Here is an 18,027-nt window from a genome sequence, read left to right as displayed (position 1 = left end):
AGCGGAATCAATGCCGGTGCCATCAAATCCAGGGAAATCCACTGCCTGTAAATGCGAGCGGGCCACCTTCGCGTTGATCCGCGCCGCGCCTCACGGAACAGCCCATTGTCTGCGTCATTCCGACGGCGAGGTACTGGCGATGGTCGATCACTATCAGCTCAACCTGGGCTCTTTGCGCAGCAGCATCACCCTCACTCTGCACACCCATCATGCCGCGCGGTTGTGGCAAGGCCGCATGGCCCGCGAAGGTGTGCACCCCATCATGGGCATGGCCGGCTACATCAGCGTCACCAACCTGCTCAAGCACGCGAGCAGCCAGGACGACCCATTTGCCGACTGGTTCATGCTCCAGCTGGAAGACAAGCTGCTGCAGGCCAAGGCCGAAATGCTCACATTGACCAGCCAGATCAGCCAGGTGGAGCGCGACCTGCCCACCCAAGTCGATGTCGGCGACAACCTCAACATCCATCCCGTCACCCTGCCGCTGTTCATTGGCAGCCAGCTCGGCTTTCTCGCGGTCTACCTGCTGACCGACTACGACACCTTGGTGCGCCGCGTGTTGCTCGCCCATCACACCGCCTTGATCGGCCGCAGCGACATGGAAGTCTGGATCGATCGTGGCGCCCATCTGCTGCGCAGCCTGTTCGGTTTGGCGCAGCGTTACCGCCTGGCCGGGGTCAGCCGGGATGACATGGCCGCCAACAACGCCCGCGCCCGCGAGGCCATCGACAAGTTCGGCACACCACCGCGAAACATTCTTGAGGGCAGCCGCCGCTCCCAATTTGCCCCACCCATCGCACGCGGTTCCACGGCCTCGATTCGCGATGAGCCAGGTCAGGCAGAGACAGAGGCTCAGCCCGCGCAGGACATTCCATCCGAAGGGGGTGAAGCATGACCTTGGCCGAAGCGATCATTCGGCGTTTGTCAGCGGATGCCTATCGTGAGTTCGAACAAGGTGCCTCCCTAAAAGGCCTTTTAAAGCCTTTTAAGGGTAAGGGGGAACTGCAGCAATTCGCCGAGACGATCCTGCGCCTGCGCACCCGGGTCGCCGGATTGATGGGGGTGATGCTGACCATCATGGCGCAGCCTCCCTTCTCGCTGCTGGACCTGCGATTGGTCGTCCAGCACAGCGCCTCCGGAACCGATTTCCTGCGCTGGCGCAGCCCGGACTTCCAGCGCATGGGGGTACAGGTGTGGCAGCAAGCGATGGCACTTCCGCATCTGGCGCCTTCGCTGCGGGAGGCGCTGTACCAATTGGAGGTCAACCGCGTCACCCTGAACCTGCAGATGAGTAGCCTGCAGTCGCTGTATCGCCAGGCCGAAACCGGCGTCAGCAAGCTGCACGCCGTCGAGACCATCTTCGATCTATCCCGTTCCCCCACCGAGGAGTAGCAAGCATGAGCACGTTCTTTGTTGGTGAAGGCAACATCGGTAGCGCCCCGGAGTTTCAGGAGTTCAACAGCCCCCCGGATGAACCGCGACGCCTGTTGCGGCTGAATGTCTATTTCGACAACCCGGTACCGCGCGACGGCGGCTACGAGGATCGCGGCGGCTACTGGGCCCCCGTCGAGCTCTGGCACCGTGACGCCGAGCACTGGAGCACTCTGTACCAGAAAGGCATGCGCATCCTGGTCGAGGGCCGGACGGTCAAGGATGAATGGGAGGACAGCGAGGACAATGCGCGGGTCACGTTCAAGGTGGAGGCCCGACGCATTGGCATCCTGCCCCACCGTCTGGCCTCGGTGTCCATGCGCGAAAAGGCCAATGAAAGCAGCGGCTCCGGACGCAAGGGGGCTAGCAAGAAGACTCCACGCAAGACCGGTTAATCGAGTGGTCCTCAGAGGAATAACGGCCCGCAGCGAGATACCCCTGAGGGCTCGCTGCCCGTTCGGCGCGAAACGCTGGATACTCCAGGTGGTTTAATGCCGCCGGGCCTCTCCCCGTTGATCAGCATCCAGCAACTGCGCCACCTCACCCAAGTACTGGTCCAGTGCAAGGAATGCCCGCCAGTGCGCCTGGCTTTCCTGAACCCATGCGATCAACCTCGCACGCGCCTTCAGATTGTCCGGTTCCAGGTGGGTTGCCATGAACAACTCATAGGCCTTGATCGCTAACGCATCTGCCTCACGCTCGTTAGATCCGTCCAAGTCGTAAGCTCCGTTTTGACGGGCGGGTTATCACACTCAATTCAGGTGATACGCCTCATAGGGTTGCTGGTCAACCATACGGGTCGAATTGGAGAGCGCCCCCGTTGCCAGTCAAAGAGCCTAGCCCACAACACATCGGTCGCCAGTTGGCGAAGTATCGCCGCGCACGTGGTTTGACCCAAGAGCAAGTCGGCGAGTGTCTGGAAATCGGCGCCGAAGCCGTATCGCGCTTTGAACGCGGCGTGGTCGAACTAACCGTCAACAAGCTGCTGCAATTGGCCGATATGTACGGCTGTCCCGCCGATGAGCTGCTGCTAGCCATCAGTCCTCGCCCCCAGGACCAAGGCCAGAAAATTGCATCGCTGATCAAGGAGCTTGGCGAAGCAGATAAAAAATTTGCCCTGGAGTTTCTGCAAACGCTGGCCGCTCACCTCGCGCAAAGAAAGTAACCATTCACCTCCGTTAAACCGCCGATATGAACTCGGCGCATTCAGGTTTTCGCTGGTTCTCTCACGCCACACCGCCACCCTATCGGTACCTCACCGAGAGGGCCGACGTATGCGGCTGTTTATTTGCGAAAAACCATCTCAAGCCCGCGACATCGCCCGCGTGCTGCAGGCCACCCGGCGTGGCGACGGCTGTTTGCAAGGCCAGGGGGCCACCGTCACCTGGTGCGTGGGTCATCTGCTGGAAACAGCACCGCCTCAGGCTTATGGTAATTACAAACGTTGGTCGCTGGAGGACCTGCCGATCATTCCTGCCCACTGGCAGTTGGTGATCAAACCCAAGGTCGCCAGCCAGCTGAAGGTCATCCAGCAACTGCTGCGCTCCTGCTCCGAGGTGGTCATCGCCACGGACGCCGACCGTGAAGGCGAGATGATCGCCAGGGAAATCCTTGAGCGCTGTCAGTACCAGGGACCGATTCTGCGCCTGTGGCTCTCCGCCCTCGACGATGCCTCGATTCGCCGTGCACTGGGCACGCTACGCCCAGGTGAACAGACCTTGCCGCTGTACCACTGCGCCTTGGCACGCTCACGCGCGGACTGGCTGGTGGGTATCAACCTGAGCCGGCTCTTCACCCTGCTCGGGCGCCGCGCCGGCTTCGACGGCCTGCTGCCGGTGGGGCGTGTACAAACGCCGACGCTGCGCTTGGTGGTCCAGCGAGATCGGGCGATAGCGGGCTTTGAGCCTCAGCCGTTCTGGACCGTCGATGCGCAGCTGGAGGCCGACGGGACGGTCTTTCAGGCGCGCTGGCAGCCACCGACCGCAGCCTGTGACGAAGCCGGTCACTGCATTGACGAAGCGGTCGCACAGAGCGCGGCGCGGCGCTTGAGCCAGCTGGGGACTGCCCAGATTCGCCGCATCGAGGTCGAGCACGTGCGCGAAGGCCCTCCGCTGTCGTTCGATCTGGGCACGCTGCAGGAGATCTGCTCGGCTAAGCTTGGCCTCGGTGCCCAGGAAACCTTGGCGGTGGCCCAAGCCCTGTATGAAACCCACAAGGCAACGACCTACCCACGCACCGACTGCGGCTACCTGCCGGAAAGCATGCTGGATGAGGTGCCGCGCGTACTCCACGCCCTGGCGGCGGCCGCCCCGTCACTCGGACAATGGCTGAAGGAGGCTGACCCCAGCCGACGCTCCCGGGCCTGGAACAGCAGCAAGATCACCGCCCACCACGGCATCATCCCCACTGCTGTGACGCTAGACCTGACCCAGCTCTCTGAGCGCGAGCGAGCGGTTTACACGCTGATTCGCGCCCGTTACCTCGCACAATTTCTGCCCGACCATGAGCACCTGAAAACCCAGGTGGTGTTGCACAGTTGCGAAGATCAGTTGCTGGCGCGCGGCAAGCAAATCCTGGCACGCGGCTGGAAGGCGGTGATCGACGAGGCCGACGGCAACGAACCTGTAGAGCAAACCCAACGCTTGCCCACACTGCGCGAATCGGCAGCGGTGGCATTGACCGACACCACGATCAACGCGCAGCGCACACAGCCCCCCAAGCCCTACACGGAAGGCACACTGGTCAAGGCCATGAAAACCATCGCCAACCAGGTGGAGGACTCACGACTCAAACAGAAACTCAAGGACAGCTGCGGCCTCGGGACCGAGGCCACCCGAGCGGCGATCATCCAGGGCCTGATCGATCACGGGTACCTGACCAAGAAAAAACGCAGCCTGGTCGCCTCGGCGGCGGCACACACCTTGATCGAGGCCGTGCCAGCGGAGGTCGCCGATCCGGCGCTGACCGCACTCTGGGAGCAGGCGCTTGATCGTATTGAGACGGGACAGCTGAGCGTCGAAACCTTTCTCGCCAGGCAGGCGGAATGGCTGACCCGGCTGGTGCGTGGCCACGCCTCGCTCACCTTGCAGCCACCGGCTACCAAAGGCCCGCGCTGCCCCGTGTGCCGCAGCGCCATGCGCCAGCGCAAAGGCCGCACCGGCAGCTTCTGGTCGTGCACCCGCTATCCGGAGTGCAAGGGCACCAAGCCGGTCGCCAAACCCAAGCGCACCAAGCAGCCAGGCGCCTTCTGAGCGGGCATGTGTGACTTGACGGCGTACGGCAGCACTGGTGTAGTGATCAGGTCCGTCGCCGCTTGGCGACCCCAGACCGATTCGCTCCGGGCAGCTCGGTCAGACTCGAAGAGTTCGGAGCCGCATTTCACTTTTTCTTCGGATTTCTCCCCAGCGTTTCAGGTCCCCAAGGTGGATGACCCGTGCGGCTTGTGTCAGGTCTCAGGGGTCATCCGCTTCGGCGACGATGCTCAGCACCGGTGCCCGCCGGCGAAACACTGGGCACCTTTTGTGCGCGGATGCGCGCCAGTTGATTTCGGCCCAGGCCACGACAAGGGTCGGTTGATCCAGTTGGATCGACAGCGGAGGTTTTGCGATGGACTCCGGTGTCACGTTACCGGGTCAAGGGTGGTCTAGCTCTTCCTAGCCTGATGACCGTCGGGCTATTTTTTCGTCACCCAGAATCCACTGAGTGCCACCCACTTCCGCCCGCCCGAGCCTCCCCTAATCCACTGTTGACGAGCCGTTGGCGTGGTCTTATAGATGAACTGCACACCGTTGTCGCTGACAGCGTTCAGGTAGCCGGAACCCTCAAGGCTACGCCCGCTTCGGGTGGTTCTCCCTCAGTGCGATCAGCGCTCGGCAGCTCGCACGGTCACCTGTCGGTGATGAGCGCCCTTCTACCGACCACGCTTTCTTTGCACCTCCCCCCTGCGGAACTCACCAGCCGCCAGGGCCGGTGGATATCCGCGTTTCTGCTGAACAGGAGTTCCACCATGACGACTGCAAGCAATAATGCTCCCACCACTTACTTCAACCTGCACACCCAAGGCATTGGTTATTTGAACCGCGTTCGCGAAGTCCCTGTACGTCGCGGGCAACCGTTCATGGCCTGTGACATTGCTGCCTTGCACGGGGCCTCGGACGACGTCGAGTACACCCGCTTCGACTGCAAGGTCGCCAGCGGTGAAGCCGAACGGCTGATCCGTGAACACCTGGAAGACGTCCGTGCTGAACGTAAGGTCCTGATCGCGTTTCGCATTGGCGACCTTTGGGTTGACCCCTTTCTTTACGAAAAAGGCGAGCGTAAGGGCCAACCCGGTGCCAGCCTCAAAGGCCGGCTGATCTTCATCGAGTGGATCAAGGTCGATGGCCAGTTCAGCTACCGAGCACCTGCTCGCACCGACTCCCCCGCCGCTATCGACGCTGCAGCGGAATCGGACCAAGCCGACACCGTCGCCGAACAGCACCAACCCGCCTCTGCCCCCGCGCGCAATTCCACCGCAGCACGTCAGTCTGCCTGAGGCACATTGACCGCCACCAACAGGCGCTCCCACGAGCGCCTGTTATCCACTCACGTCGGAGGCCGTCATGGAAAGTTTCTGGCTCTGCGAGGAATGCCTGCAAGCGGTCGCGCATGACGATTTCAGCGCGCTTTCGCTGTACTACAGCGAGGCTGAAATCGAGCAACGCATCGCGCACCTGCGCACCGAACTGCAGGCCCTGATGCCACTGAGCGCCGATTTCGATCCGCAGACCGGCGCCGGCATCGAGTCCTTTTCCACCCGAGCGTGCGAGGGATGCCAAAGCCCGCTACACGGTGCGCGTCATCGCTTCACGCGTCTGTGAATCCTGCACTTCACCAGCCTGGGGCACTCCCCCAGGGGGCGCTCCATCTCCCACGAGGAATTGCCCATGAACACTGCCCTGAACCTGGTCGACGCGCTCGACCCGGCATTGGCCCAACGCGCCCATGAGGATGCACTGATCACCGAAGCCCTGCAGTTGCTGGATCAACGTTACTTCCAGCGCGGCGAACTGCTGTTGACCCCCTCCGACGCTGCAGCCTACCTGAAACTGCGACTCGCCCCTTACCAACACGAGGTGTTCGCGCTGCTTTGCCTGGACTCACGCCATCGCGTGCTGAGCTTTGACGAACTGTTCACCGGCAGCATCGACGGCGCCTCCGTCTATCCACGCGAGGTCGTGATCAAGGCGCTGGAGCACAACGCCGCCGCCGTGATCTTCAGTCATAACCACCCTTCCGGTTGCCCGGAACCGAGCTCCGCCGACCGAGTGCTCACAGGACGCCTGACCGAGGCCCTGGCCCTGGTTGAGGTGCGCGTCCTGGACCACATCATCGTCGGCGAAGGCACCCCGCTTTCGCTCGCCGAAAATGGCTGGATCTGACAGCCCATCCCTGCCCAGGAGGTCACCGCCAATTCGGGGTGGCCTCTGCGCCTCTGGAGAACCATCATGCCCCCATCCTTTCGCAATCCCTTCCTTCGCGGCTTCCACGATCTTAGCTACGAACGCGTTGTCCAGATCAGCTATGCCGACGATTGCCCACCCTTCCACCGCCCTCTGCACCCGGCGCAAAACCAGCTACCCAACGAGGCCATCAATTTCCAGCCCTGCGTGTTCGATGACGACTGCGCGGTCATCACCGACGGCCAAAGCGTTCTCAGATTTGTCCGTATGCGCTGCCCGGCCCACGGCCTGGTGAATAACGTGATCTACCAGATCATCGGCCATCACCTTGGACGTCCAATGCATCTCGGCGACCTCCCCAGCGAGGAGGCTGCACGCACCCCGATCGAGCTGTTGTCCTTTTCCACCGGGCACTACAGCCGCAGCGGGGAGATAAGCTCTGCCCACCTGCCAACCACGGAAATCGAGTACCTGCAAGAGCGCGCTAGGCACCCTTCACCGACAGGCTTCTTCGAGTGCTTTGAACTTAGCAGCAGCCATGCCGTGGGGTGCAAGCTGTACTCGACACCCTGGCGCATGAAAGACGAGGGGCGCAGCAGCTGCAGCGCCGACGAAGTCAGTGCACGCATGCGCGACGACCATGTCCCGCCTGTGTTATTGCAGCTATTGCTGCTCGCAGGTTACGACGACACCCGTTTGCTGATCTTTGCCCCCGACGCAGCGCCGCTCCCGGAACTGTCCCTGTTCACTGAAGACTGACCCAAGGCGCCCTCCAGGGCGCCTTTTTTATGAGTACTTCACGGTAATCCGGACGGCCAGATTCGGTTTTTCGGTAGGAGCGCGGCTCGCACTTTCGCCAAGGTATCGGCAACTCCTGTCGAGATCCGGACATGCGTACCCCCATACTCTCCATCCTCGGACTGATGATCGCGCTGGCCGGCTGCAACACGTCGCCACCGGCGACCGCACCGGTAGCGGCAGCAGCCGTGCCGACCTCTCCGCCCAAGCCGGATCCGCTTTCACCGACCTGGGTCCGCCAGGATCGATACACCCTGGCCAGTACACGGCCGACCCTGGACCAGCGCCAGCCGCTGTATCAGTTGATCAACGTGCAGATTGCCCCTGCTCTGCACGCGAATGTCGGTGAGGCATTGCGTCACGTGCTGCAACGCTCGGGCTACTCACTCTGCCCCAACAGCGCTGGGGTGGATCGGTTGTTCAGCCGTCCCCTGCCCTCCGTGCACCACCAGCTCGGGCCGATGTCGCTGCTGGATGCCTTGACCATCATCGGCGGCCCGGCCTGGCAGCTCGACATCGATTCGGTCGACCGGACCGTGTGCTACGCCCTCCGCTCGCCACAGCCCCAATCGCCCTTCTCGACACTGGATATCGCGCCATGAAGGTCCAACACTTTCAGGCCCTGGTGATCGGCGCCTTGTGCCTGGGCGCCGTGTTGCTGACTGCCGAAACGTACAACCAACACCAGCAACTGGCCGAGCTCCAGGTTGCAGCCCGCGCTGCCCCCGCCGACCCGGCGCCGGCCTTGCGGCGCGACATCGATGCACTCGGCAATACCCTTACAACACTGCAACCGCAGCTGGCGGCACTGGGCAACGCACAAGGTCAGTATGCCTCAGCGCAGACGACGCTCAGCCAGCAGTTGGATGCGATGGCGGCATCGCTCAAGGGCATTCAAGCGGCACCGAGTGGGCCGAGCAGCGCCGACTTCAGCGCACTGGAACAGCGGCTGGGCAAAACAGAAAATGCGCTTGAGACCCTGTCGGCACGAGCCTCCGTGCCTGCGATCGACAACGCGCGGCCGGCGTCCTCCACAGGCCAGCAGGCCAAGCCCGTAGCCCCGGTGCCCCCGTTGACCCTGCTGGGCATCGAGACCCGAGGAGACTCCATATTCCTTGCAGCCCAGCCCGTCGGTGCCCATTCGCTGGCGACCGTGCGCCTGCTGCAACCCGGCGACAGCCTGAACGGCTGGCAGTTGCGCGCGATCCGCGCGGACGAGGCCGTGTTCCATGTCCCCGGCCATGACGATCGCACACTGCCCCTGCCGTGAAGAGGTGCTTATGCTTCGGCTCTCCGCCCTCTCGCTGATCCTGCTCCCCGCCTGCTTGCTGGCAGGGCCGGGATGGAGCGCACCGAACATGCTCGGCGCAGAACAGCAGTACAGCGAGCAGACACCGCTGGATCGACAGTCTCCGGTCACGACGCAGGGCATAGTTTGGGGGCTGACGGATGACGAGTGGGCCAAGTTCGAACGTCTACAGACTGGGCCCCGCCGTTACTGGTCGCCGCAACTCGACCCTCTCACCACTCTGGGTGTAGAGGCCGAATCTGAGCAGGAGCGGCAGCGCTACGCCGAACTGCAGGTTCGCCTCGAAGCCAAACGCGCAGAACGCGAGCTGGCTTACCAGAAAGCCTACACCGCCGCCTGGGCAAGATTGTTTCCGGGGATGCTGCCGGTGCAGGGTCTCACCGATGAGCCAGCGACGTCGAGCACCGCCCGCTACGCGTTGTTCGTCGAAGCCCCCTGTCCGGCCTGCGTGACCAGTACCCAGCAGTGGCTCCTTGCCGGAGCCCGCCTGGACGTGTACCTGGTGGGCAGCCAGGGTGACGATGCGCGTCTCCGGCAATGGGCCCACAGCGCTGGCATTACCCCAGCGCAGGTAAACAGCGGCCAGATCACCCTCAACCACGACCGCGGCCGATGGTTTGCCTTGGGCGCCACCCGCCCCTTGCCCGCGCGCTTTCAGCAGGTGGACGGGAAATGGCAGCGCATCGACTGATCCTCGCGCTGGCCTTGACCAGCATAACCGTCGCCCAGGCGGACGCCCTGCCTCCGCCCGCCTACCAGTTGGCCGCCGCACGGGCCGGCATCCCCGCCTCGGTGCTGTTCGCCATCGCCCTGCAGGAGAGCGGCACCCCGCTCCGCGGTCGCCTCATGCCCTGGCCCTGGACCTTGAATGTCGCCGGCACATCGCTGCGCTTTGCCAGTCGCGATGAGGCCTGTGCCGCGCTCTGGCTGGAACTCACCCGCCATGATCCCAAACGCATCGATGTCGGACTGGGGCAGACCAATCTCGGTTACCACCCTGACCGCTACCCCAGCGCCTGCGATGCCCTCGATCCGCGGGCGAACTTGGCCGTCACCGCCGAGCTGCTGCGCGAACACTACGCCGAAACGGGGGACTGGGTCGTGGCGGCCGGGCGTTACCACCGGCCGGCCGGTGGCGCGCCCGCCGCGCGCTATCGCACACAATTCAGTCGGCACTGGCAGCGCATCCAAGCGATTGCGTCCGTTCGTGGAGGGTTACAGCCATGAGTCTCTCGCGCCTGGCGACACTGACCATCTGTCAGTGGCTGTCCCTCGCTGCGTTCGATGTCCCCGCCAATCCTCTGCCCGATACCGCCTTCGAGTCGCCGGCACCCGACAAGGCCCCAGATCCACGCGCGCTGAACTGGGTGCTGCCGGTGCACAGCGCGCACCTCACGCCAGGCGCCGTGCCGGATAGAGCGTTGAAGCTGCCAGGCATCACGCCGCTGTTCCTGGTAGGGCAGGACGACGATTCCTTGGAGTGGTTATCGCGGCATGCGCAAACCCTCCAGGGCCTGAACGCCAGCGGTCTGGCGGTGGAGGTCGCCGACGCCCAGGCCTTGCGCCGCATCCAGGCGGCGGCCCCTGGGTTGAACATCTGGCCAGTGAGTGGCGATGACATTGCCCAACGGCTGGATCTCGAACATTACCCGGTGCTCATCATGCCCACCGGCCTGGAACAGTGAGGGATCATCATGGGCGACCATGCAATGGAGTCACTGCTGCGCCCCGCGGTGGAACTGTATACCGTGGGCATCTGCGCCGGTGCCGGCGCCCTGTGCCTGCATTCGCCCTGGGCGGTAGCACTGTCGCCCGAGGTGGGTACGTGCATGGCCTTGGCTTACACTGCATTCGGCATCAAGCGGCTCAACGAGGCCCGGATCGTGCTGCGCTATCGGCGTAACATTCGTCGCCTGCCGCGCTATTCGTTGACCAGTCGACAGATTCCGGTAAGCCGCCAGCGCCTGTTCATGGGTCGTGGCTTTCGTTGGACCCGCCTGCACACCCAGCGCTTGCTCGAAGCCCAAGACCCGGCGCTCGCCCGCTATGTCAACCAATCGGTTGCCTATCAGTGGGCCCGACGCCTGGAGTGTCTGCTGGAGAAAGCGCCACCCGGGCTCGCGCTGCTACCTCGACTGACCGCTTGGGACAACCCGTTCAATCCGCTACGTCCGCTGCCGCCAGTCGGGGGCTCGCCGCTGCTACATGGCGTCGAACCGAGTGAGCAGGAAGCCACCTTACCGCTGGGCGAACGCGTGGGCCACACCTTGGTGTTGGGCACCACCCGAGTTGGCAAGACGCGCTTGGCGGAGGTCTACATTACCCAGGATATCCACCGGCCAACGCAGGAGGTAGTGATCGTCTTCGACCCCAAGGGTGACGCCGACCTGCTCAAGCGCATGTACGTGGAGGCACGGCGCGCGGGTCGCGAGCACGAGTTCTACGTCTTTCACCTGGGTTGGCCGGAGGTCTCCGCCCGCTACAACGCCATCGGCCGTTTCGGCCGCATCTCGGAAGTCGCCACTCGGATCGCCGGCCAGTTGAGCGGCGAAGGCAACTCTGCCGCCTTTCGTGAGTTCGCCTGGCGTTTTGTCAACATCATCGCCCGGGCTCTGATCGAGCTCGGTCGGCGCCCAGACTACCTGCAGATCCAGCGCCACGTGGTGAATATCGACGCGCTGTTCATCGAATACGCCCAGCACTTCTTCGCCCGCCATGATCCGCAGGCCTGGGAAGCAATCGTGCAGATCGAAGGCCGCCTCAACGAGAAGAACGTGCCACGCCACATGATTGGCCGGGAAAAGCGCGTGGTCGCCATCGAGCAGTACCTGACCGCCAAGCGCATCTTTGATCCGGTGATGGACGGCCTGCGTTCGGCCGTGCGTTATGACCGCACCTACTTCGACAAAATCGTGGCCTCGCTGCTGCCACTGCTGGAAAAGCTCACCAGCGGCAAAACGGCCCAATTGCTGGCCCCCAACTACACCGACTTGGACGATCCGCGGCCGATTTTCGACTGGCTGCAGGTTATCCGCAAGCGCGGCATCGTCTACGTGGGACTGGATGCACTGTCCGATGCCGAAGTCGCCGCTGCCGTCGGTAACTCAATGTTTGCTGACCTGGTCTCCGTCGCCGGCCATATCTACAAACATGGCATCGACCACGGCCTGCCAGGCTCTTCCAGCGAAGCGGCTAAGGTGCCGATCAACCTGCACGCCGACGAGTTCAACGAGCTGATGGGCGATGAGTTTATCCCGCTGATCAACAAGGGCGGCGGTGCCGGTATCCAGGTCACCGCCTATACCCAGACCTTGAGCGATATCGAGGCACGCATCGGCAGTCGGGCCAAGGCCGGTCAGGTCATCGGCAACTTCAACACCCTGCAGATGCTGCGCGTGCGAGAAACCGCGACGGCGGAACTGCTGACCAATCAATTGCCGAAGGTCAATGTGCAGACGCGCACCTTGGTTTCTGGAGCCACGGACACCGCAGACCCCGATGCCCGTACGGACTTTACTTCGTCCTCTCAGGACCGTGTTACAACGTCGGCCTTGCCATTGATCGAAGCCGCACACATCATCGCCCTGCCCAAGGGCCAGATGTTCTCGTTTCAGGAAGGCGGGCAATTGTGGAAGGTGCGCATGCCGCTACCGAAGCCGGCCAGCGACGATGCGATGCCGGTGGATCTGCAGACCTTGGCCGCGCGCATGCGCGAGTCCTACAACGCCAATGTGGGGAGTTGGTGGACCAGCGCCGGCGGCGCACCAACGGTCGACTTCGATCCCGAGAGACCACCGCCTGGGCGTGGACGCGCACCATAAGTCTTCCGACAGCAACCCCACAATGCTGGAGTTCACATGTCCGCCACCGCAACCAGCCCACCACCTGTTCAACGACGTCCGGGGTTCATGTTCGGCACGGTCGAGCTGTGCCTAAAGTTGTTCGGCCTGCTATTAGCCTCCCTGCTGTTCTCCATCGTCCTAGAGTTCGTGGGCATGCTGTGGTTCTGGCCGGAACAGGGCTGGCACCATAGCCATGCCATGTGGCTGAGTGAACTGGGCTGGCTCAGTGGTCATTTCAAGAGTTCGCTGCTGGTGCAAGAACCGGCGCAAGCGACCGCCAAAGTACTTCAACACCTCAACGATTGGGTCGTGGTCCGCTCCGGATGGGCACACTCCGACGCCCAACTGAAACTACTCAGCCGAGAGGCATCACTGCAGGGGCAATTTGCCCACGCCTACGTTGTGGTACAGGACTATCTGTTGGCGGCGCTGTTCACGGTCTTTACTTTCGTGGTGCGCCTGGCTGTCCTCACTCTGGCCACGCCCCTATTCCTGCTCGCGGTGATCACCGGTGCCGTGGACGGGTTGATGCGACGCGACCTTCGCAAGTTTGGGGCAGGCCGGGAGAGCAGCTTTGTCTACCACCGCGCGAAGCGGACGTTGCTGCCGTTGATAGCAAGTCCCTGGTTGATCTACCTCACCCTCCCCTGGTCGTTCAATCCCACTTGGGTGCTRCTGCCATGTGCGGCATTACTGGGCTTCATGGTGGCCCTAACAGCCGCAACCTTCAAAAAGTACCTTTAACTGATCCTCATCAACGTATAACCATTTCGCAAAAACTTTCTACAAAAGAAACTGATATCGTAGGAGTGCGCCATCATCCTTGCTCGAAAATTGGCGCACGATAACGAGCTTTCCCCCTCTCACCTCATCAGAAAATTTACCTCATGAGCCAGAAGCGTGAAGTTTATATCTCGGTCGATATCGAGACATCTGGTCCGATCCCAGGCGTATACAGCATGCTTACGATCGGAGCTTGTAACGTTGACGACCCCCGACAGACATTTTCGTGCGAGCTGAAACCAATATCTACGAATGTCGACCCAGAGGCGCTGGCAGTGACCGGGCTTTCGCTGAAAACACTCGATCGTGAGGGGTTAAATCCAGAAGAGGCGATGAGACAGTTTCAGGATTGGGTTGCAAGCGCAGTAGGCACGGACGGTGTTGCCGTTTTCGTCGGATTGAATGCCCCATTCGACTGGTCTTTTATCAACTATTACTTCCATTATTTTCTGAAGTCGAACCCTTTCGGCTTTACCGCTCTGGATATCAAAGCACTTTATATGGGTGCGACAGGATCGAGCTGGAGCGGCACACGCTCCAGCCAGATGGCCGCTCGACTTCACCCAAAGTCAGAGGGAAACCATCAGGCATTACACGATGCTCAATACCAGGCAGAACTCTTTCGCTTGATAAGGGCAATCAAGCCCCTTCAGCATAGGTGAAGATCCCGCCTGAAATCCTCCCGATTAGCTGCGCAGTGCTGTTGCGACACATTGCGACGGTCGCTTCTTGAAATCATCCACCTGCGCCCGATTTGTGGATTCGCTTAGCTGCATCCATTCGCGAGGCGATTGACCATTGGCTACCCAGACGGCCATTTCTGGAACGCTGCCGTGGTTGCCGATGATCACCATGAAATAGCGACTCCTGTCACCTTGAAAGGAGTCGAGGTATTCCCAGGTAGTGTTCTGGTCACGCCACGATGGCGATGGCAGTCTCTCTGGATGTGTATGCCACAAACCTACCGCATGCCTGTGTTGTTCGAACTCACTCTGCCTATTCAGATCAGATGCCTTCACGTCCGGGTTCCAGGCGTGCCGGCGTCGCTGGTCAGTTGGATTCGGGCCCAAGGCGTTGTTGATGATGAGTCCATTTGAGTCCGGCTCAGAACTGAAAATTTCCCCTCCTGCTTCCTTTTGCCAAAGCCGGCGCTGAGCATGCGCATACATATGTGCCAAGGCATGATCAGCAAACAGCACGTATTGACTGTTGTCGGGGTAGAAAAAGACCCTGCTCATGGAAATGGCCTCGTCAGGATCAAGCCGTCAAATTCAGATGCGACACTCGCCCACTCATTATGTTTCAGTCCTGGCCAATGCTTATCCAAATAGCATTGCCCGCGGACCCAACTCCGCACCTTAGGGAGGGCTGGTTCCATTACGGCATCGATTATTTCTAATGCGCACTCGGCTACCAATGCGACAGCGTGTGCTGCCGCTGCAGCGGTGTAGCACTGGAACCGACTGCTACATCCGGGTTCTTTTTGGATAACCTCGTCGGGCCAAACCACCGACTGCAAGCGGTACAAAGGGTCTGTCGCTCCTTGCAGCCATAAATGCCCCGAAGGCAAGGAGCAAACATGAGCTGCTGCGACATAGGGCTCCATCCAGCCAACCAACAAAGGGCAGGGATGCTTTTGCCGAGCGTTCTCGATTTGGGCTCTTACATCTGGTTCACCAGTGAGATCGAGCACCACGTCAACGTCAGCTAAAGAGTTTTCTTTTAGCCATGCGGCAGCACTCTTGGTGTAGGGGTCTACCTCGGTCGAGGGGAATGCTGTATTGACTCGCTTGGCAACTGCACAAGCCTTACTCTCACCAATGGACTCCGCCCCAAGTAGATGTCGACCGACATTTGCTGGAGACATAGTGTCAGCATCAACCACAGATATTCTTCCGATTCCAGCCTTGGCAAGATGGTCGACTACCGGGCTCCCTAAAGCCCCCGCTCCTAGCACCAGCACATGCTTTGCCTGGCGCAGGCCAACTTCCGGATGCTGATCTCGTCCGACGGTCCAGCTTGGGTCCAAGCGAGAGGTCATCAGTGGCAGCAATTTGGATCGCGAAGGAAACGACTTCTTTCGTTTGCCCCTTCCCTTCCCTATGTCCAGAACCGTTGACGGGCCACCTGGAAGCAGGTACGCGAAGGCAATTTCAGCAGTCCTCAACAGGACTACACGGTATACCTCCCGATCACGGCGACTACGCTGCGACTGAAATTTAGAATACTGCTCGGGAAGAAGTCGACCTTTGAGTATGCGATCCAGATCAACTGCAGATTTAGGCCAGGTGTTAGGGGTAAACACAAAAGAAATCGGGATGTCCGCAACCAGCACCGCCGTGCGTTGTTCAGTTCGCACGGACTGAACCACGCGATTGGTGATGCGTAGTGTTTCATCTGCGGCAAGGATGATCCTGTTCGGTTTAAGGAGAAGTCCGCCCCTGATGGTCGCTTTCTCTGGAGGGGGATCAACTGTCCAAACAGCTCTTACCGGATCATTTTCCGAGCGAGCCCGAGCCACCTCAATAGCCCAATAATTGAGCGTTTCAGCTTCAAAAGCGAAATCCAGTTCGCCGTTCAACCAAGGTTTAAGAAACTGCTCTAAGAACGCGCCTAGAAGGAAAAGAACCCTTTCCTCAGAGGTGTAACCTGAGCCAGGCCCTGGGTCACCCTCCACGCAAAGAACCCCAGCACCGTCAAGATGTGGAAGGCGCAGCACCGCATCGGGGGACAGTTGAATGAATGCCTTGGCGCACTCAGGAAATCCGTCGGGCAGACGTAACTCTGCCCATTTAAATTCTCTTCCTTGCTCGAATGTAGGTAACTGCACCCGGTAGGTAGTGATACCGCCTTCCCGGCGTGAGGCAGAAGCCAGCAAATCCGGGAATTGGTCGCGTATGAGGGCCAGGTTCAAAGTCAACTGATTTTCCCCACCGCTCAAGCAAGTCCGGTAGTAACCGGAGTGGCTTTAGGTTTAGGGGTCTCTATCGTCGGCAAACCGCTGCCTCCACCCGTTGGAGCCGGTATGCCGAACACATCCCGTACACGCTTGGAAATAGCTTGTGGCTCGGTAAGCGCCAAAATGGTTTTGAGGTCAGCTGACAGCGCATCGCACCAGGTCATGAACGATCTGAAACGCTCTCCTCCATCATCATTCCACTTCTCGGCGAAATTCTCTCCCTCAACAGTGGGGTTATCCACTCGGTATTTGCCGTCAAGTTTCAGGACAAGATGCGGTAAGTACTCCGCGAGCTCGTCCAGCACTTCTACAGGATGCTGAAACACACGTCCCAAATCCGCCAACCCTTCATAGCAAGTAGTCAGCAGGGTAACAATGATCACCGAGATAGGCTTGCTCCCCCGCTCAATGAGGCCGCGCCTTACGCACATATCACGATGGCGCTTGAATAGGCGAATGGCTACTCGGAGAGTATCGGTAATTTCCACTGTTTGGTCTGGCACCGGTGCAACGCTATCCAGAACCCGACTTTTCGACAATGACTCCATCGCTGGAACAAGAATCAGAGGGCGCTTCGCGGTGTCATCTACCCACTTGCTCATACCTGCCGGGTTGGAGGTTTTCCAATTCGTAGTAGGGGTATCCACCACTGCCAATGCCGTTTCCTTGTATCGCGCAGCGCGATAACGCGGAGCCATGGATTCGTAGGTCTGCTGGGGAACAGTGCTCAAGGGTACGGATGGAGTGAACTCCAGATAAAACGGCTGCTGAGGGAATGGAATGTTCCAGCAACGCCTTTTAGCTTCGGCGTTCAGATCAACCAAAGCCTCCCCAACAGAGTGGAAAAATTCCATCGGTTCTGAGGCTTCGATACGGGAGATATCCACTTGGCATACCGCATCAATGTCGAATTTTTCGCCACCGTTAGGCGACCTGATTAGGGTTTTGGTGCTGACCGACCCCTGAGGCAAAATTGATATGGCTTCGGGCGGCCACGAAAGGTTTGCAGCCAGCAGCTCAGCCACTTCTTGGTAAGCATCTTTCGCAGCCTCGATTTCTTCTTCACGCACTGTGATGTGAACGTTCACTTCATTGAGAGCTTTTTCCCAGTGTCGGTGTTCGAGTTGCATGCTTCTAGAGTCGGACGCCATACCGTCCAAAAGACCGGCATACGACTCAAAAGCATTCGTCAACCGAACAGGACGCGTCTGTTCAGCATGGATCACCAGATCAGCACTTTTAGTATTACTCATGGTATTGGGCTCGTTATCGAAGAGAAATTTGGTGGGTCTGGCGCCCATCAGTGGCTGAAACGTGATGACCCGTGATTGATAACGCAGGGACAAATTTGTGATTTCGCCCTGCGCGGTCATACACGATGTACTCAGGATGGTGGCCTGCCTGCAGCATCTGGCCAAAACGGAACACCGTGCTGGCAGGACTGATTGCAATAAGGTGCACCTT

General features: G+C 60.4%; 22 protein-coding genes. 17 read left to right on the top strand and 5 right to left on the bottom strand.

Annotated elements, in window-relative coordinates:
• Positions 1-139 precede the first annotated feature (139 nt).
• The 3 genes from AC1DXW_RS24425 to AC1DXW_RS24415 are packed head-to-tail and all read left to right on the top strand — an operon-like array spanning position 140 to position 1,826.
• A complete protein-coding gene (locus tag AC1DXW_RS24425; RefSeq protein ID WP_477755119.1) occupies positions 140-895 on the top strand; it encodes a PFL_4669 family integrating conjugative element protein in 756 nt (251 codons plus the stop codon).
• Positions 892-1,392 carry a DUF3158 family protein gene (locus AC1DXW_RS24420; RefSeq protein ID WP_477755113.1) on the top strand — a complete coding sequence of 167 codons (501 nt, stop codon included), beginning with the start codon at positions 892-894 and terminating at the stop codon, positions 1,390-1,392. Before AC1DXW_RS24425 ends, AC1DXW_RS24420 begins: the two co-directional genes overlap by 4 nt.
• Positions 1,393-1,397: 5 nt before the next feature.
• Positions 1,398-1,826, top strand: coding sequence for a single-stranded DNA-binding protein (locus AC1DXW_RS24415; RefSeq protein WP_477760561.1), 429 nt, complete (start codon positions 1,398-1,400; stop codon positions 1,824-1,826).
• Between the two features lie 93 nt (positions 1,827-1,919).
• On the opposite strand, the gene AC1DXW_RS24410 is transcribed toward AC1DXW_RS24415, so the two are convergent.
• Positions 1,920-2,147 carry a hypothetical protein gene (locus AC1DXW_RS24410; RefSeq protein ID WP_477760560.1) on the bottom strand — a complete coding sequence of 76 codons (228 nt, stop codon included), beginning with the start codon at positions 2,145-2,147 and terminating at the stop codon, positions 1,920-1,922.
• Between the two features lie 104 nt (positions 2,148-2,251).
• Here AC1DXW_RS24410 and AC1DXW_RS24405 point away from each other — a divergent pair, with 104 nt between their 5' ends.
• The 14 genes from AC1DXW_RS24405 (at position 2,252) to AC1DXW_RS24340 (ending at position 14,266) form a co-directional block, all read left to right on the top strand.
• Complete coding sequence (locus tag AC1DXW_RS24405; protein ID WP_150752590.1) at positions 2,252-2,596, top strand: helix-turn-helix domain-containing protein; 345 nt, start codon at positions 2,252-2,254, stop codon at positions 2,594-2,596.
• A gap of 109 nt (positions 2,597-2,705) precedes the next feature.
• Positions 2,706-4,682, top strand: coding sequence for a DNA topoisomerase III (locus tag AC1DXW_RS24400; RefSeq protein WP_477760559.1), 1,977 nt, complete (start codon positions 2,706-2,708; stop codon positions 4,680-4,682).
• 755 nt (positions 4,683-5,437) lie between these two features.
• A complete protein-coding gene (locus AC1DXW_RS24395; RefSeq protein WP_477754793.1) occupies positions 5,438-5,965 on the top strand; it encodes an STY4534 family ICE replication protein in 528 nt (175 codons plus the stop codon).
• Between the two features lie 67 nt (positions 5,966-6,032).
• Positions 6,033-6,290: a hypothetical protein gene (locus tag AC1DXW_RS24390; RefSeq protein WP_223462076.1), complete on the top strand. Its 258-nt coding sequence runs from the start codon at positions 6,033-6,035 to the stop codon at positions 6,288-6,290.
• A 66-nt stretch (positions 6,291-6,356) separates the two neighbouring features.
• Entirely contained in the window at positions 6,357-6,851 is a 495-nt protein-coding gene (locus AC1DXW_RS24385; RefSeq protein WP_150752594.1) for a JAB domain-containing protein, read from the top strand.
• A 66-nt stretch (positions 6,852-6,917) separates the two neighbouring features.
• Entirely contained in the window at positions 6,918-7,631 is a 714-nt protein-coding gene (locus AC1DXW_RS24380; RefSeq protein WP_477754792.1) for a DUF5983 family protein, read from the top strand.
• A 131-nt stretch (positions 7,632-7,762) separates the two neighbouring features.
• Positions 7,763-8,272, top strand: a complete 510-nt coding sequence (pilL2, locus tag AC1DXW_RS24375) for a PFGI-1 class ICE element type IV pilus protein PilL2 (protein ID WP_477754791.1) — start codon at positions 7,763-7,765, stop codon at positions 8,270-8,272.
• A complete protein-coding gene (locus AC1DXW_RS24370) occupies positions 8,269-8,940 on the top strand; it encodes a hypothetical protein (RefSeq protein ID WP_477760558.1) in 672 nt (223 codons plus the stop codon). Before pilL2 ends, AC1DXW_RS24370 begins: the two co-directional genes overlap by 4 nt.
• A 10-nt stretch (positions 8,941-8,950) precedes the next feature.
• Positions 8,951-9,670: a TIGR03759 family integrating conjugative element protein gene (locus AC1DXW_RS24365; RefSeq protein WP_477754789.1), complete on the top strand. Its 720-nt coding sequence runs from the start codon at positions 8,951-8,953 to the stop codon at positions 9,668-9,670.
• A complete protein-coding gene (locus AC1DXW_RS24360) occupies positions 9,652-10,206 on the top strand; it encodes a lysozyme family protein (RefSeq protein ID WP_477754788.1) in 555 nt (184 codons plus the stop codon). Before AC1DXW_RS24365 ends, AC1DXW_RS24360 begins: the two co-directional genes overlap by 19 nt.
• A complete protein-coding gene (locus tag AC1DXW_RS24355) occupies positions 10,203-10,664 on the top strand; it encodes an integrating conjugative element protein (RefSeq protein WP_477754787.1) in 462 nt (153 codons plus the stop codon). Before AC1DXW_RS24360 ends, AC1DXW_RS24355 begins: the two co-directional genes overlap by 4 nt.
• Positions 10,665-10,673: 9 nt before the next feature.
• Entirely contained in the window at positions 10,674-12,800 is a 2,127-nt protein-coding gene (traD, locus tag AC1DXW_RS24350; RefSeq protein ID WP_477754786.1) for a type IV conjugative transfer system coupling protein TraD, read from the top strand.
• 36 nt (positions 12,801-12,836) lie between these two features.
• Positions 12,837-13,565 (top strand): TIGR03747 family integrating conjugative element membrane protein, encoded by a 729-nt coding sequence (locus AC1DXW_RS24345; protein WP_477754785.1) that lies wholly within the window; start codon positions 12,837-12,839, stop codon positions 13,563-13,565.
• 143 nt (positions 13,566-13,708) lie between these two features.
• Positions 13,709-14,266: a 3'-5' exonuclease gene (locus AC1DXW_RS24340; RefSeq protein WP_477754784.1), complete on the top strand. Its 558-nt coding sequence runs from the start codon at positions 13,709-13,711 to the stop codon at positions 14,264-14,266.
• A gap of 24 nt (positions 14,267-14,290) precedes the next feature.
• On the opposite strand, the gene AC1DXW_RS24335 is transcribed toward AC1DXW_RS24340, so the two are convergent.
• The 4 genes from AC1DXW_RS24335 to AC1DXW_RS24320 all read right to left on the bottom strand — a co-directional run.
• Complete coding sequence (locus tag AC1DXW_RS24335) at positions 14,291-14,842, bottom strand: Mov34/MPN/PAD-1 family protein (protein ID WP_477754783.1); 552 nt, start codon at positions 14,840-14,842, stop codon at positions 14,291-14,293.
• Complete coding sequence (locus AC1DXW_RS24330; protein WP_477754782.1) at positions 14,839-16,524, bottom strand: HesA/MoeB/ThiF family protein; 1,686 nt, start codon at positions 16,522-16,524, stop codon at positions 14,839-14,841. The genes AC1DXW_RS24335 and AC1DXW_RS24330 overlap by 4 nt, the downstream gene beginning before the upstream one ends.
• Before the next feature lie 17 nt (positions 16,525-16,541).
• A complete protein-coding gene (locus tag AC1DXW_RS24325) occupies positions 16,542-17,816 on the bottom strand; it encodes a nucleotidyltransferase domain-containing protein (protein WP_477754781.1) in 1,275 nt (424 codons plus the stop codon).
• 13 nt (positions 17,817-17,829) lie between these two features.
• Positions 17,830-18,027 (bottom strand): SAVED domain-containing protein (locus tag AC1DXW_RS24320; protein ID WP_477760557.1); only part of this gene is annotated, 198 nt, incomplete at its 5' end.

It is taken from the genome of Pseudomonas sp. P4_C4 (genome assembly GCF_056402055.1).
Note: the sequence above shows the minus strand (reverse complement) of the source record. Positions and strands in the feature narration are given on the sequence as shown.